Genomic DNA, 14236 nt, shown 5'->3' on the forward strand with positions numbered 1-14236 from the left:
GGCTGCGCCGCGCTGTGATCGGCGTCTCCCACGGCTGACGCAACCGCCCGGAACAAGGCAAACTGACGGGGTTGTTCGTGATGCCGAGGGGGACGAACGCATGGACGGTGGGCCGCGAGTGCCTGAGCAGCGGCGTCCCGGCTCCGTGACCGTCACGGAGCCGGAGGCGCTGCGGTTCGGCGTGCTCGGTCCGGTGCGGGCCTGGCGCGGCGCGGAGCAGATCGGCACGGGCTCGCCCCAGCAGCGCGCCCTGCTGGCCGCCCTGCTGCTGCGCGAGGGCCGTACGGCGACGGCGGCGGAGCTGATCGACGCGCTGTGGGGCCCCGAGCCCCCGTCGCAGGCCCTGGCCGCCGTCCGCACGTACGCCTCCCGCCTGCGCAAGATCCTGCCGCCCGGCGTGCTGGTCAGCGAGTCCGGCGGGTACGCGGTGCGGGTGCCGGGCGAGGGCGCCCTGGACCTGGCGGTCGCGCAGACCCTGGCGGCACAGGCGGAGAAGGCACGGGCCGCCGGCGACCTGTGCCGGGCCCGCGAGCTGCTGAACCAGGCCCTCGGTATGTGGGACGGCGAGGCCCTGGCCGGCGTCCCGGGCCCGTACGCCGAGACCCAGCGGGTCCGCCTGGAGGAATGGCGCCTGGGTCTGGTGGAGTCCCGCCTGGACATGGACCTGGAGCAGGGCTGCCACGCGGAGGCCGTCTCGGAGCTGACGGCGCTGACGGCCGCGTATCCCTTGCGGGAACGCCTGCGCGAACTCCTGATGCTGGCCCTGTACCGCAGCGGCCGCCAGGCGGAGGCCCTCGCGGTCTACGCCGACACCCGCCGCCTGCTCGCCGAGGAACTGGGCGTGGACCCGCGCCCGGGCCTGCGCGAGCTCCAGCAGCGCATCCTGCAGGCGGACCCGGCCCTTGCGGAACCGTCGTCCCCCGCGGCGGAGCCGCCCGCGGTGGCCGTCCGCCCGGCCCAGCTCCCCGCATCGGTCCCGGACTTCACAGGGCGCGCGTCCTTCGTGGCCGAGCTGAGCGAGGTGCTGTCCTCGGCGTCGGAGTCGGTGGACGCCGGGGGCCGGGTGATGGCGGTGTCGGCGCTGGCGGGCATCGGCGGCGTGGGCAAGACGACCCTGGCGGTGCACGTGGCCCACAGGGCCCGCGCGGCCTTCCCCGACGGCCAGCTCTACGTGGACCTCCAGGGCGCAGGCCCCCGCCCGGCGGAGCCGGAGACGGTCCTGGGCTCCTTCCTGCGCGCCCTGGGCACGGCGGACTCGGCGATCCCGGACAGCCTGGAGGAGCGCTCGGCCCTGTACCGCTCGGTCCTGGACGGCCGCCGGGTGCTGGTCCTGCTGGACAACGCCAAGGACGCAGCCCAGGTACGCCCGCTCCTGCCGGGGACGGAAGGCTGCGCTGCTCTGGTGACCTCCCGGGTCCGGATGGTCGACCTGGCCGGAGCCCATCTGGTGGACCTGGACGTGATGTCCCCGGACGAGGCGCTGGCGCTCTTCACCAAGATCGTGGGCGAGGAACGGGTGGCGGCCGAGCGGGAGGCCGCGCTGGACGTGGTGGCGGCGTGCGGCTTCCTGCCGCTGGCGATCCGCATCGCGGCGTCCCGGCTGGCGGCACGCAGGACCTGGACGGTCTCGGTCCTGGCGGCAAAGCTCGCGGACGAACGCCGCCGGCTCGATGAGCTGCAGGCCGGCGACCTGGCGGTGAAGGCCACCTTCGAACTGGGCTACGGCCAGTTGGAACCGGCCCAGGCCCGGGCGTTCCGCCTGCTGGGCCTGGCGGACGGCCCGGACATCTCCCTGGCCGCTGCGGCTGCGGTCCTGGACCTGCCGGCGGAGGAGACCGAGGACCTTCTCGAATCCTTGGTGGACACGTCGCTGCTGGAGTCGGCGGCGCCGGGCCGCTACCGCTTCCACGACCTGGTCCGCCTCTACGCGCGTGCGTGCGCGGAGCGGGACGAGCAGCCACCGAGCGAGCGGGAGGCTGCGATGTCACGGTTGCTGGATTTCTATCTGGCCACGGCGGCGCAGGTCTATGCGATGGAGCGGCCGGGGGATCGGCTGGTGGATCACATGGAGCCGACCGAGTATCCGGGCCTGAACTTCGAGGACCGGCATCGGGCTCAGGACTGGCTGTATGCGGAGGCCGTTTCACTGCTGGCATGCGTACAGCAGTTCGCACGGCCGGGCACTTTGCCGCGCGCCATCGACCTGTTGTGGGCCGCGGTGGACCTGACCGAGTCCGGCGCCAACTCACGGGAGTACGACGCCGCTGCGATCGCCCTGCTCGACGCGGCCCGGTCATGCGGGGACCGGCGCGCGGAGGTACGGGCCTCGGTCGTCCTGGCCAATGCCCATCAGCTCTCGGGGCGCTTCGCGGAAGCGGACGAGTCGGCCCGGGAGTCACTGCGCCTGGGCAACTCCTTCAGCGACCCGCTGGCCCGCTGCTGGGCAGCGAACATCCGTGGCGCCATGGCCTTCTACCAGCGTCGCTACGACAACGCCGAGGAACACCTCAAGCAGGCGCTCGAGGACTTCCGGGACTGCGGCGACCGCGCCGGCGAGGCCAGCGTCCTGTGCAATCTCTCCCGCATCCACGTCGTGACGGGACGTCCGCAGAGCGCCGTGGAACTGGCCCAGCAGGGCGTCGACATGTACGAGGGCCTGGGGCACGCCGTGAAGACCGCCAACGGGCGTTACGCCCTGGGGGTTGCCCTCACCGAGAACGGCCTGCCCGCCGAGGCCGCCGAGCGGCTCCAGGAAGCGCTCACGATCTTCCGGGAAAGTCGTCAGCGGTTGTGGGAGGGAATGACGCTGTTCCGGCTCGCCGAGCTGGATCTGGCGGCCCGTCGGCACGCCCAGGCCTCGGTCAGTGCCGAGGCCGCGCTGACCGTGCTCCGCGGCATCGGCGGCGAATGGCGGCGCGGAAACGTCCTCACCGTTCTCGGCCGGGCTCTCACCGGCATCGGGCAGTCCGGACGGGCACAGGTGTGCTGGCAGGAGGCCCTGTCCATCTACGAGTCGCTCCAGTCGCCGGAGGCCGAGACCGTCCGTGCGTTGCTGGCGCCGACCGCCGCCGCCTGAACCCGCGGGGACGTTCATCGTTCGTTTATTGCCTCACGGCAGTCTCTTCCTGTCGATCCGTCGCGTCGGGGGGCAGACGGACCGGCTGTGAGGTCGCCCTCGCGAACGATCTAGGGTTGGGCGATCCCGGACCCGTCCGGCCGTCCATCGGGGGAATGGCCGGACGGGCCCGACACGTCGAGTACAGCGCCAATGGGGAGGAAGCACCATGAGCGACACCACGAATGACGGGCAGACCGTCACCCCGGACAACGTCCACATCACCGACGCCCCGGCCACCGCCTCCGGCACGGTGACCCCGGACAACGTCCACATCACCGACGCCCCGGCCGCCACCTCCGGCACGGTGACCCCGGACAACGTCCACATCACCGACGCCCCGGCCACCGCCTCCGGGACCGTCACCCCGGACAACGTCCACATCACGTCCGACCCCAGCTGAGCCACCTCCCACACGGGGGACCGGCCGCGACGGCGCCGAGGGGGAGCCGTCGCGGCCGACGTGTGTCCGGGGGCAGATACCTTGACCCGCTGCCGCGAACCGTCGCTCACTCCGCCCCCGCCAGCTCGCACCACACCGTCTTGCCCTCCACCCCCTGCTCCACGCCCCAGCGCAGCGCCATCGCCTCCAGCAGGGCGAGGCCGCGTCCCGTCTCGTCATCGGGCGCGCTGGGCAGGGACACGGGAAGAGCCTCCATGGCCGGGTCCGTGACCTCGACGCGGACCCGGTTGCCGTCCGTCCGGGCCACCCGCACACGGACCGCGCTGCCCTCCCCCACATGCCGGATCACGTTCGTGACGAGTTCGGTGACACAGAGCTGGACGTCGGCGCAAGGCACGTCCAGGTAGCGGCGGACGGTACGGCGGAGGCCCTGGAGCGCCTGCGGTACGGCGGGGAGCTCCACGTCCAGCGGCGGCCGGCTCGGTGCCGTACCGGTGTCCCGCAGCACCGCCACCAGCCTGCGCGCCGTGGCGGCGTTGCAGTTGCCGAGTGCGACCAGGCCGGCCGGGGGCCGGTACGTGCCCGCGAAGCTCGGCAGGTCCACCCGGAGGGACGGCAGGGTGATGCCGTGGGCGGAGAGGGCGTCGCGCAGGTCGTCCACGCAGAGGGTGGTGTCGAAGACGGAGTCGGCGCGGTGGGTGGAGGGGGGATTCGAGGACGACACGGTTGCGTACGCCTTCCTGTGCTCTCTGTGACGAATCAGTCACACGATGGCGCCAGCGCCGGTACCTTTTGAAGAGGTTTCGGCTACGCAGCGCAACTGGCAAATGGCGGTGATGAGTTGTGCCCCCACGCAAGGACCCCGACGCATCCGCGAACGTCCCGTCTTTCTACGGCGCCGAGTTGCGCTATCGACGGGAACTGGCGGGACTCACCCTGGAGCAGTTGGCCGAGGGGAGCTTTCGGGGCGTTCCCTTTCTCAGCCAGATCGAGCGCGGCGAACGGCGCATGCCGATGGATCTGGCCCGGCACGTCGACAGGGTGCTGAAGACGGACGGCTTTTTCGAGCGCCGTTGTGAAGACGCCCGCCGGGCACGGCAGTCGGGGCATGCGGAGTACTTCGTGGATGTGGCGGAGATGGAGCGCCATGCGGAGACGATCGAGGACTGGGCGCCGATGCTGGTGCCGGGGCTGCTGCAGACAGCCTCCTACACCCGCACGATCGTACGAGCCGCCATGCCGCGTGCCTCGGGCGAAGAGGTCGAGGAGAAGGTCCACGCCCGCATGGAACGGGCCAAGCTCTTCGACTCCGAGAACCCGCCGAAGTTCTGGGCGATCCTGGACGAGTCGTTGATCCGGCGCCCGGCCCTTCCCGATGCGGGCATGGCGGAACTGCTGGACCACATTACGCAGGTGGTGAGGAATACACACTCCATTCTGCAGATCGTCCCGCAAACCGCCGGAGTCCATCCGTTCATGATGGGCATGACCAGGTTCATGGCCTTCACGGACGCACCTCCGGTCGTGTACACCGAGTCGCTGCACAGTGGCCAACTCATTGACTATCCGGCGCTCGTGAAGCAGTACCGCGAGTCGTACGATCTGCTCAGGGCCGCCGCACTGCCGCCTGAGGCGTCCCTTGCGATCATCGAGGCTGCGGCAGAGGACTACCGAGATGGCAAGCACCGGGATTGACCTGAGCACGGCCGTGTGGCGCAAGAGCAGCTACAGCAACGGCACCGGCGGTGAGTGCGTCGAAGTCTCCGACACCCGCCCCGGCGTGATCCCCGTCCGCGACTCGAAGAAGGCCCAGGACGGCCCCGTACTCCTCTTCCCGCCCCTCGCATGGTCCGCCTTTCTCGACTCGCTGAAGGGCTGACCCCGCCCGGTTATCCACAGGCCAAGCGGCAAGTCGCGGATTCTGCGATCTTGCCGGGGTGGAGCGGACGGAGTTGAGGGCACTGGCGAACCGGGGCGTGCTGCTCACCTCATGTGCCGTGGAGGCCGGCTGGCCCCGGCGCAGCCTCACGCGTGCGCTGCGGGCAGAGGGCTGGACCCGGCTGCGGCAGGGCGCCTGGGCCGAGCCCGGGCGGAACCCGGACCTGCTCACTCACCTCCGTGCCGTGCTGCTCCGCGAACCCCGGCTGATCGTGAGCCACGGTTCAGCGGCTGCCCTCTGGCGGGTCGAGATGCTCGGGGGTGGCCGGAAAGGGCCGCTGGAGTTCATCGACCCGCAGCTCACCGTCCGCGGTGTGAGCGAGGGCGTGCGCGTCCACCGGATGCCGCTCAGCACGAGGGACGTGGTGGAACGGCAGGGGTTACGGCTCACCAACCCCACCCGCACTCTCGCCGACCTGCTCCGGCGCGGCCCGAGGGACGAGGCGATCGTCGCCGTGGACTCGGCGCTGACGTACCGCAGAGTCGGGCGGGTCCGTCGCGCACCGCTCACGAAGCTGGACGAGATCGCCGCGGCACTTGAGACGACGCTGAAGGGGTCGGCCCGGGCCCGGAACTGGCTGCGTCTGACCGACCCTCTCGCCGGTTCAGCCGCCGAGACGGTTGCCCGACTGCGCATGCACGACGCCGACCTGCATCCTGAGAGCCAGGCCGAGCTACGCACCCCGGACGGCAGTCGCCGCGTCGTCGACTTCCTGTTCAGGGCGGCAGGGCTGGCGGTGGAGATCGAGGGATACGCCTACCACGGAACCCGTGACGCCCATCGAAGGGACGTTGCCCGCTTCAACCAGATCTTGAGGTGTCCGGAGATCCGCAGCCTCCTCCGCTTCAGCGCCGGGGACGTCTTCCACCGCCCTGAGTACATGGTCGAGGAGATCAGGGCCACCCTGGCTGCCCTGGCCGGCGTTTCCCAGTGACCGTGGGGCCGCCCGCTTCTTCGGCCAGTGTCGTGCTTCCGCGAGGTGAGTCAAGGGCGCTGCGTTCCGCTGCGCTCCACTCCGCGTCGGCTTCGCCGATGGCCCTCCGGGCCACCCTTGACACACCTCGCTCCAGCACGGGGAAGAAGCGAGCGAGCGGCCCGGAAAGACGGGTGACCTGGCGGCGTTTGCGCTGTGGGTCGGCTGCGTTCTGGGCCGGGGTCGACGGCCGCGCCCGCGCCTCGCCTGCACGCCGGGTGGGGTTGGCGACTTGCGGTGAGTGGGTGGGGGCGCGAAGGGTGGTCGGGGCGCCAGGTGGAGTCGGCGACTTGCCGCGCCAGCCCGGTGGCGGCACGCCGGGTCGGGTTGGCGGCTTGCGGTGAGTGGGTGGGGGCGCGAAGGGTGGTCGGGGCGCCAGGCGGGTCGGCGACTTGCGGTGAGTGGGCGGGGCGCGCCAGCCCGGTGGCGGCACGCCGGGTCGGGTTGGCGGCTTACAGCAAGTTGGGGGGATCCCATCCCGCGAAGGTCGGCCCAGCGGCACGGGAACCGGACATCTGAGGGCCCCGAAGGTGGGGATGGTGGGGAATGGCATCTTTGGGCACTCTCGTCCTCAGTGGACGGCGGGTCAGCTCCTCCAGGCGGGCTCACCGGCTGGCCCAAGTCTGCCGATTGCTCGGCTCCCCGTGGCCCCCGGGGCTGGTGTGGCATAAGGGGCGCCCCTGAGGCCACTTGCCACCCAAGTTGACCTCCAGAGCACCCAGTTGCCCCGCCTATCGCCAACCTGCGCCCGCACGCCGGACCGACCACCTCGCGCGCCGCCCACCCACAAACGAGAGGCGCCAACCTCACCTCACGCCCCGACCAGCCCTCGCGCCCCGACCACGCAGCGCAAGCCGCCAACCCGACCCGGCGTGCCGCCCCGGGCTGGCGCGCCGCCCCTCCTCTCCCGCAAGCCGCCAACCGGACCCGGCGTCCATGCGAGGCGCGACCGCGCGACCTTCGTCAAGGCCGCGAACGCAGCCGGGCCAAGGGCCCAACAGGGTTCAGCGGGCCACTCTCCCGGCCGACCGCTCGCTTCTCCCCAGTGCTGGAGCGAGGTGGGTCAAGGGTGGCCCGGAGGGCCATCGCCGAAGGCGACGCGCAGCGCCCTTGACGCACCTCGTGGAAGCACGACACTGACCAAAGAAGCGGGCGGCCCCACGGGAACCGTCAACCCCGGAAGAGCAACTCACCCCCGCCCCCGCAAAACCCCCTTCACCACCTTCCCGCTCGCGTTCCTTGGGAGTTCCGGCACGAACTCGACCGCCCTCGGCACCTTGTAGTTGGCCATCTCGCGGCGGGACCACGCGATCAGGTCGTCCGAGGTCAGCACCGAATCCGGCCTGCGCACCACGAACGCCTTGGCGACCTCGCCCAGGCGTGCGTCCGGTACGCCGATCACGGCCGCCTCGCGCACATCCGGGTGGAGGGCGAGCAACTGCTCTATCTCCGCCGGGTACGCGTTGAAGCCGCCGACGATGAACATGTCCTTGATGCGGTCCGTGATGCGCAGGTTGCCCGACTCGTCCAGGACGCCCACGTCGCCCGTGTGCAGCCAGCCGTCCGGGGAGAGCGCCTCCGCCGTCGCCGCCGGGTCCTCGTGGTACCCGCGCATCACGTTGAAGCCGCGGACCAGGATCTCGCCCGCCTCACCGGGCCGTACCGGCGTACCCTTCGCGTCCACCAGCCGTATCTCCGTCCCCGGGATCACCCGGCCGGAGGTCGATGCGATCACCGACGGGGCGTCGCCGCGCCGGCACATCGTGACGATGCCGCTCGCCTCCGAGAGGCCGTACGCCGTGAGGACGGTGGCCACGCCCAGTTCGGCGCGCAGGCGTTCCACCAGACGGAGTGGCACGACCGCCGCTCCCGTCACCATCAGGCGCACCGCCGACAAGTCGTAAGCCTCCCGGGACGGGTGGTCCAGCAATGACTGCAGGAGGGTGGGTGGGCCGGGCAGCACCGAGATGCGCTCCGCCGCCATGTTCGCCAGTGCCGTCTCCACGTTGAACACCGGCTGCGGGATCATCGTCGCCCCGCGCATCAGGCAGGCGATCACCCCGGCCTTGTAGCCGAAGGTGTGGAAGAAGGGGTTGATGATCAAGTAGCGGTCGCCCGACCGCAGTCCCGCCAGGTCCGACCAGATCTCGTACGCCCGGAGGGTCTGGGTGTGCGTGATCACCGCGCCCTTGGGGCGGCCCGTCGTACCCGAGGTGTAGATGATGTCCGACGGTGCCGTACCCGCCAACCCGCCCCGGCGCACGTCGACTTCGGCCGAACCCACTCCCTCCCCTCCCGCCAGGAAGTCCTTCCACGTGCGGAAGTCCGGTGGCGCGTCCTCCGACAGGACCACCACCTCCTCCAGCTCCGGCAGGCCCGGTAGCGGGCCCCGGCCGTGCGGCACCCCCTCTCCCGCCGCCCGCCGCAGGCTCGCCACGTACGACGCGCCCAGGAACGTGCCCGTCACGAAGAGCAGGCGGGTGCCGCTGCGGCGCAGTACGTCCGCCGCTTCCGTGCCCTTGAAGCGGGTGTTGAGCGGGACGAGGACCGCGCCCGCCGTCACCGCGCCGAGGGCCGACACGATCCAGTCCAGGGAGTTGGGGGCCCAGACCGCGACCCGGTCGCCCACCCGCACCCCGCTCGCCAGGCAGGCCGCGGCCGCGCGCTCGACGCGGGCGCCCAGTTCGGCGTACGTGATCCTGGTACGGCCCTCGACCACCGCCTCCGTGTCCGCGTACCGCTCGGCCGACCACCGGACCAGATCGGGGATGGTGCCGATGGTGTCCCAGTCGCTCATCACAGGCCCCCTGCACCCATAGCTGACTGTCCGTCAGATTAGCTGTAATCTGACGCTCTGTCAGGACGCAGGGTTGAGGGGGACGCCATGGCAGTAACCGGGCTCAAGGACGCCACCGCCATCGTCGGGATCGGGCAGACCGCGTTCGCCAAGCACCTTCCGGAGGACGAGAAGGCGCTGGCCTGCCGGGCCGTGCTCGCCGCGCTCGACGACGCGGGGATCGCGCCCGGTGAGGTCGACGGACTCGCCTCCTACACCATGGAGGAGACCGACGAGGTCGAGCTCGCCAAGGCCGTCGGGTTCGGGGATCTCACCTTCTTCAGCAAAGCCCCGTACGGCGGCGGTGGTTCCTGCGCCACCGTCGCGCATCTCGCCGCCGCCATCGCCTCCGGGCAGGCCACCGTCGGGGTCGCCTGGCGGTCACGGAAGCGGGGCAGCGGGGCTCGGCCATGGGCCAATACCACCGTCCAGCTGCCCACTCCCGCCCAGTGGACCCGGCCCTTCGGGCTCCTGCGCCCCGCCGACGAGATCGCCATGCTCGCCCGCCGCTACATGCACGAGTACGGCGCCACCCGCGACCACCTCTTCAACGTCGCCCTCGCCTGCCGGAACCGGGCCAACCAGAACCCGGCCGCCGTGATGTACGAACGGCCGCTCACCCGCGAGATGTACATGACCTCGCGCTGGATCAGCGAGCCGCTCTGCCTCTTCGACAACTGTCTGGAGACGGACGGGGCCCTCGCCTGTGTCCTCGTGTCCGCAGAGCGCGCCCGGGACTGCCGCGCCAAGCCCGTGTACGTCCACTCCGCCGCCCAGGGACTGCCCGCCCAGCACCACGGCATGGTCAACTACTGGAACGACGACCCCCTCACCGGGCCCGCCTGGACCGCCGCCCGGCATCTGTGGAAGCACGCCGACTTCACGCCGGACGACGTCGACGTGGCGCAGATCTACGACGCCTTCAGCGTCCTCATACCGCTCTCCCTGGAGGGCTACGGCTTCTGCGGCAGAGGAGACGGGGGCGCCTTCACCGAGGGAGGGGCCCTGGAGATCGGGGGGCGGCTGCCCCTCAACACCAGCGGGGGCGGGCTCTCCGAGGCCTACGTCCATGGCTTCAACCTCATCAACGAAGGGGTGAGGCAACTGCGCGGGACCAGCACCGCCCAGGTGCCCGGCGCCGCCACCTGCCTGGTCACGGCCGGCGAAGGGGTACCCACCTCCGCCCTGCTGCTGCGCAATTGAGGAGCTGATCATGCTGACCCCCGTCACCGACGCCGACGGCGCCCCCTTCTGGCAGTACGCCGCCCGGGGTGAACTGCGCGTCCAGGCCTGCGCCGACTGCCACGAACCCCGCTTCCCGCCCCGGCCCTGCTGCCCGCACTGCCAGTCCTTCGCGAGCGAGTGGCGGCTCACCAGCGGACGTGGACGGATCTGGTCGTACGTCGTGCCGCATCCGCCCCTCCTCCCCGATTACGCCGAACAGGCGCCGTACAACGTCGTCGTGGTGGAGCTGGCGGACTGCCCCCGGATCCGGCTGGTCGGCAACGTGGTGCGCCACGCCGGCGCACCCCTCGGCTCGCTCGATCCGCAGCGCATCCGGATCGGCGCCCGGGTGCACGTCGTCTTCGGTGACGGCGGGCTGCCGCAGTGGGTGCTCGCGTGAGCGCCGTACGGGTCGATGCCGACAAGGGCAGCGGGGTCGCCGTCGTCACCCTGGACCGGCCGCACCGGCTCAACGCCATCGACCTGGAGATGGCCGACGAACTCACCGGCGTCTGGCGGGCGTTGCGGTTCGACGACTCCGTACGGGCCGTCGTGCTCACCGGGGGTGGGGAGCGGGCGTTCTCTACCGGGATCGACCGGGACGTCGTCGTGCCGCAGCCCTCGTCGCCGTACATGCAGGACGATCCGCTGCTGACCGTCGGGCCGAAGGCCAGCGACCTGTGGAAGCCGGTGGTGGCCGCCGTGCGTGGGATGGCCTGCGGGGGTGCCTTCTATCTGCTGGGCGAGTGCGAGTTCGTCGTCGCCGATCCGACGGCCGTCTTCTTCGATCCGCACACCTCGTACGGCATGGTCAGCGCCTATGAGTCGATGCTGATGGCGGCGCGGATGCCGTACGGGGAGGTGGCGCGGATGATGCTCATGGGGACCGCCGAGCGGATCTCCGCGCGGCGGGCCCAGGAGATCGGGCTGGTCTCCGAAGTGACGGAAGAGGGTGGTGCGTTGGCGGCCGCCGTGCGGTGTGCCTCCGTCATCGCCGGGTATCCGGCGGAGGGGGTGCAGGGGACCGTGCGGGCGCTGTGGGCGGCGCGGGAGGCGGCCCTGGCCCAGGCGTTCGCCCAGGCCCCGCCGCTCGTCGCCCTGGGCAATCTGCCCGTCGAACGGCAGGCGGAGCTGTTCCGCGACAGGGGCCGCACCGAGCCGCGGACACGGTGAGTGACCGCATGGCGGGGAACGCGCACCCGGGGTAGCGTCAGCCCTGGGACGGCCGCCGTCCGGAGCCCTTCCGTGACACACCGGTACGACGGCCGTCGCACACCCTCGTCAGGCCCTCCCCCGGTACGCGCCTCACGCCGTCCGAGCCGTCCCCGTCCCCTTCTCCGCGTCCAGGGCGTACACGCACCGGTCCTTGCTGCACGCGTACACCACGCCGTCCTTGACCACCGGGGAACCGGTGATCTCGCCGCCGGTCGCCAGCTTCCAGCGCAGTCGGCCGTCGTCGGACTTCAGGGTGTAGAGCAGGTGGTCGGTGGAGCCGAAGTGGATACGGCCCTCCGCCACCGCGGGGGCGCCCACGACGTCGCCGCCCGCCTGGAAGCGCCACTTGGGCGTGCCGGTGACCGCGTCCAGGGTGTACAGGCCCTTGCCGCTGCCGACGTGGACGTGCCCGGCGGCGACCAGCACCGGCTCGATCGACGAACGCGCCTCCGTCGCGATGCGCCAGCGGTCGCGGCCGTCGGTGGCGTCGAGGGCGTAGACGGTGCCCAGGTAGTCCGCGAGGTAGATGCCGCCGCCCGTCACCGCCGGGCCGGGGGCGAAGGCCGGCGGGCTGAGGAAGACCGCGGGGGCCTCGAAGTGCCAGCGGACCATGCCGCTCGCCGCCTCGACGGCGAGGACACGGGTGCCGGCGGAGACGTACACATAGCCGTCGGGGGCGGGGGTCAGGCGGACCGGCACGCCGCCGCAGGAGGCCGCGTCGCCGACCGGGTACGACCAGCGCTCCTCGCCGGTGCGGGCCTCCAGGGCGCGCAGCCGGGCGTCCTGCCAGACGTAGACCGTGCCGTCGTGGACGAGGGGGCCGGCTTCCGGGGACTCGAAGTCGGTCTGGCAGCCGGCGATCTCCCACAGCTTCTGGCCGTTGGACGCCTCCCAGGCCTGGACGCCGCCGCCGCGGGTGCCGGTGACGACCGTGCCGTGGTCGGCCTTGAGGGAGTACACCCAGGCGTCCGTGGACAGCCGCCACAGGTCGGTGCCCTCGCGGGCGTCCAGGGCGAACAGGGTCGGTCCGTCGGAGGCGTGGATACGGCCGTCCGCCACGGACATCGACCAGGCGACGTCCCGGGTCTTGAAGCGGCGCCGGCCGGTGGCCACGTCCAGGGCGTGCACCTCGAAGGAGGTGACGTAGACCATGTCGCCGTCGACGGCGGGGGTGCCCCAGACCTCGTTGGACATGCGGAACCGCCAGGGCCGCCAGCCGCTCGCGGTCTCCGGGGGCTGGGGCGGGACGTTCGGGTCGGGGCCGGTGACGCCGGGGCGGGGGCGGGACCAGCTGGCGACCAGGCCGGCCTCCGGCGGGGGTGCCTTGACGGCGGCGGCGCGGGCGTCGGCGACGCGCGGACCGGGGCCGATGGGCACCTGGGCGCCGGCGAGGCGGACCGGACCGGTGTCGGGCGCGGCGGAGGGGGCGCCGACGGGCACGGGGGCCGGAGGGTCGTACGGGGGCGGCGGGGGTACGGCCGCGCGGCCGCCGCTCCTGGGCCCGCCGGTGGTGACCGGGGCGGGCTTGACGGCGGGGCGGCCGCCGCGGCGGGCCTCGATGAGGGCGACGGCCTTCTCGGGCAGCCAGGCGGAGGCGGTGCCGCTGTCGTCGGAGCCGGAGCCGAAGAGATGGGGCGCGAGCTGGGCCTGGAGGTCGGCCGGGGTGGGCCGGGCGGTGGCCTCCATCTGCATGCAGACTTCGATGAGCGGGCGCAGCTCGTCGGGCAGGCCGGTGAGGTCCGGGCCCTCGCGCAGCAGCATGAAGACGGTCTCGACCGGGTTGGCGCCGTGGAAGGGCGGGTGGCCGGTGGCCGCGAAGACCAGCATGGAGCCGAGCGAGAAGACGTCGCTGGCGCCGGTGACGCTGCGGGAGTCCTTGGCCTGCTCGGGGGACATGTAGGCGGGGGTGCCGACGGCGACGTTCGTCATGGTCAGCCGGGTGTTGGAGACGCCGGAGGCGATGCCGAAGTCGATCACCCGGGGGCCGTCCTCGACCACGAGCACGTTGGACGGCTTGAGGTCGCGGTGGACCAGCCCCGCGCCGTGGATGGACTGGAGGGCCTCCGCCACTCCCGCGGCGAGCCAGCGCACGGCCTGGGCCGGGAGCGGCCCGCAGTCGTTCACTATCTCCTCGAGCGAGGGCGCCGGGACGTACGCGGTCGCCAGCCAGGGCACGGCGGCGCGCGGGTCGGCGTCGACCACGGCCGCCGTGTAGAAGCCGGAGACCGCGCGGGCCGCCTCCACCTCGCGGGTGAAGCGCACCCGGAAGAGCTGGTCCTCGGCCAGCTCGGTGCGCACCGTCTTGATCGCCACGCGTCGGCCGGACGCCGAGCGCGCGAGATAGACCAGCCCCATGCCGCCGGCGCCCAGCCGGCCCAGCACCTCGAACGGCCCGATCCGCCGCGGATCGTGCTGCGTCAGCTGATCCACCACTTGCCTGCCACCTCCCCGTACGAGCCGCGCCACCCACATATGTACGCGACCGAAGTGCAGCGTCTCACCACCGCACCGCCAAGGCGGCACGCACCCCA

The 14236-nt window shown here is 72.1% G+C and carries 11 protein-coding genes; 8 read left to right on the forward strand and 3 right to left on the reverse strand.

Annotation, left to right across the window (positions count from 1 at the left end; genetic code table 11):
• The first annotated feature begins 100 nt into the window (after window positions 1–100).
• Window positions 101–3076, forward strand: coding sequence for a BTAD domain-containing putative transcriptional regulator (locus tag ACWCQS_RS18660; RefSeq protein WP_451005410.1), 2976 nt, complete (start codon window positions 101–103; stop codon window positions 3074–3076).
• A gap of 208 nt (window positions 3077–3284) precedes the next feature.
• A complete protein-coding gene (locus ACWCQS_RS18665) occupies window positions 3285–3518 on the forward strand; it encodes a hypothetical protein (RefSeq protein WP_451005411.1) in 234 nt (77 codons plus the stop codon).
• 106 nt (window positions 3519–3624) lie between these two features.
• Here ACWCQS_RS18665 and ACWCQS_RS18670 read toward each other — a convergent pair whose 3' ends face one another.
• On the reverse strand, window positions 3625–4242 hold the full coding sequence (locus ACWCQS_RS18670; protein ID WP_451005412.1) for an ATP-binding protein: 618 nt from the start codon (window positions 4240–4242) through the stop codon (window positions 3625–3627).
• Between the two features lie 119 nt (window positions 4243–4361).
• Here ACWCQS_RS18670 and ACWCQS_RS18675 point away from each other — a divergent pair, with 119 nt between their 5' ends.
• The 3 genes from ACWCQS_RS18675 (at window position 4362) to ACWCQS_RS18685 (ending at window position 6391) form a co-directional block, all read left to right on the forward strand.
• Window positions 4362–5213, forward strand: a complete 852-nt coding sequence (locus tag ACWCQS_RS18675; RefSeq protein ID WP_451005413.1) for a helix-turn-helix domain-containing protein — start codon at window positions 4362–4364, stop codon at window positions 5211–5213.
• Window positions 5194–5397 carry a DUF397 domain-containing protein gene (locus ACWCQS_RS18680; protein WP_451005414.1) on the forward strand — a complete coding sequence of 68 codons (204 nt, stop codon included), beginning with the start codon at window positions 5194–5196 and terminating at the stop codon, window positions 5395–5397. The genes ACWCQS_RS18675 and ACWCQS_RS18680 overlap by 20 nt, the downstream gene beginning before the upstream one ends.
• Window positions 5398–5470: 73 nt before the next feature.
• Entirely contained in the window at window positions 5471–6391 is a 921-nt protein-coding gene (locus tag ACWCQS_RS18685; RefSeq protein WP_451005415.1) for a hypothetical protein, read from the forward strand.
• 1228 nt (window positions 6392–7619) lie between these two features.
• On the opposite strand, the gene ACWCQS_RS18690 is transcribed toward ACWCQS_RS18685, so the two are convergent.
• Window positions 7620–9227 (reverse strand): FadD3 family acyl-CoA ligase, encoded by a 1608-nt coding sequence (locus ACWCQS_RS18690; RefSeq protein ID WP_451005416.1) that lies wholly within the window; start codon window positions 9225–9227, stop codon window positions 7620–7622.
• A gap of 87 nt (window positions 9228–9314) precedes the next feature.
• Here ACWCQS_RS18690 and ACWCQS_RS18695 point away from each other — a divergent pair, with 87 nt between their 5' ends.
• The 3 genes from ACWCQS_RS18695 to ACWCQS_RS18705 are packed head-to-tail and all read left to right on the forward strand — an operon-like array spanning window position 9315 to window position 11663.
• Window positions 9315–10469 (forward strand): lipid-transfer protein, encoded by a 1155-nt coding sequence (locus tag ACWCQS_RS18695; RefSeq protein WP_451005417.1) that lies wholly within the window; start codon window positions 9315–9317, stop codon window positions 10467–10469.
• Window positions 10470–10479: 10 nt separating this feature from the next.
• Window positions 10480–10890 (forward strand): Zn-ribbon domain-containing OB-fold protein, encoded by a 411-nt coding sequence (locus tag ACWCQS_RS18700; protein ID WP_451005418.1) that lies wholly within the window; start codon window positions 10480–10482, stop codon window positions 10888–10890.
• Window positions 10887–11663, forward strand: coding sequence for an enoyl-CoA hydratase/isomerase family protein (locus tag ACWCQS_RS18705; RefSeq protein ID WP_451005419.1), 777 nt, complete (start codon window positions 10887–10889; stop codon window positions 11661–11663). The genes ACWCQS_RS18700 and ACWCQS_RS18705 overlap by 4 nt, the downstream gene beginning before the upstream one ends.
• A 132-nt stretch (window positions 11664–11795) precedes the next feature.
• Here ACWCQS_RS18705 and ACWCQS_RS18710 read toward each other — a convergent pair whose 3' ends face one another.
• Window positions 11796–14138 (reverse strand): outer membrane protein assembly factor BamB family protein, encoded by a 2343-nt coding sequence (locus tag ACWCQS_RS18710; protein WP_451005420.1) that lies wholly within the window; start codon window positions 14136–14138, stop codon window positions 11796–11798.
• Window positions 14139–14236: the final 98 nt, after the last annotated feature.

The organism is Streptomyces sp. NPDC002076 (assembly GCF_053593835.1).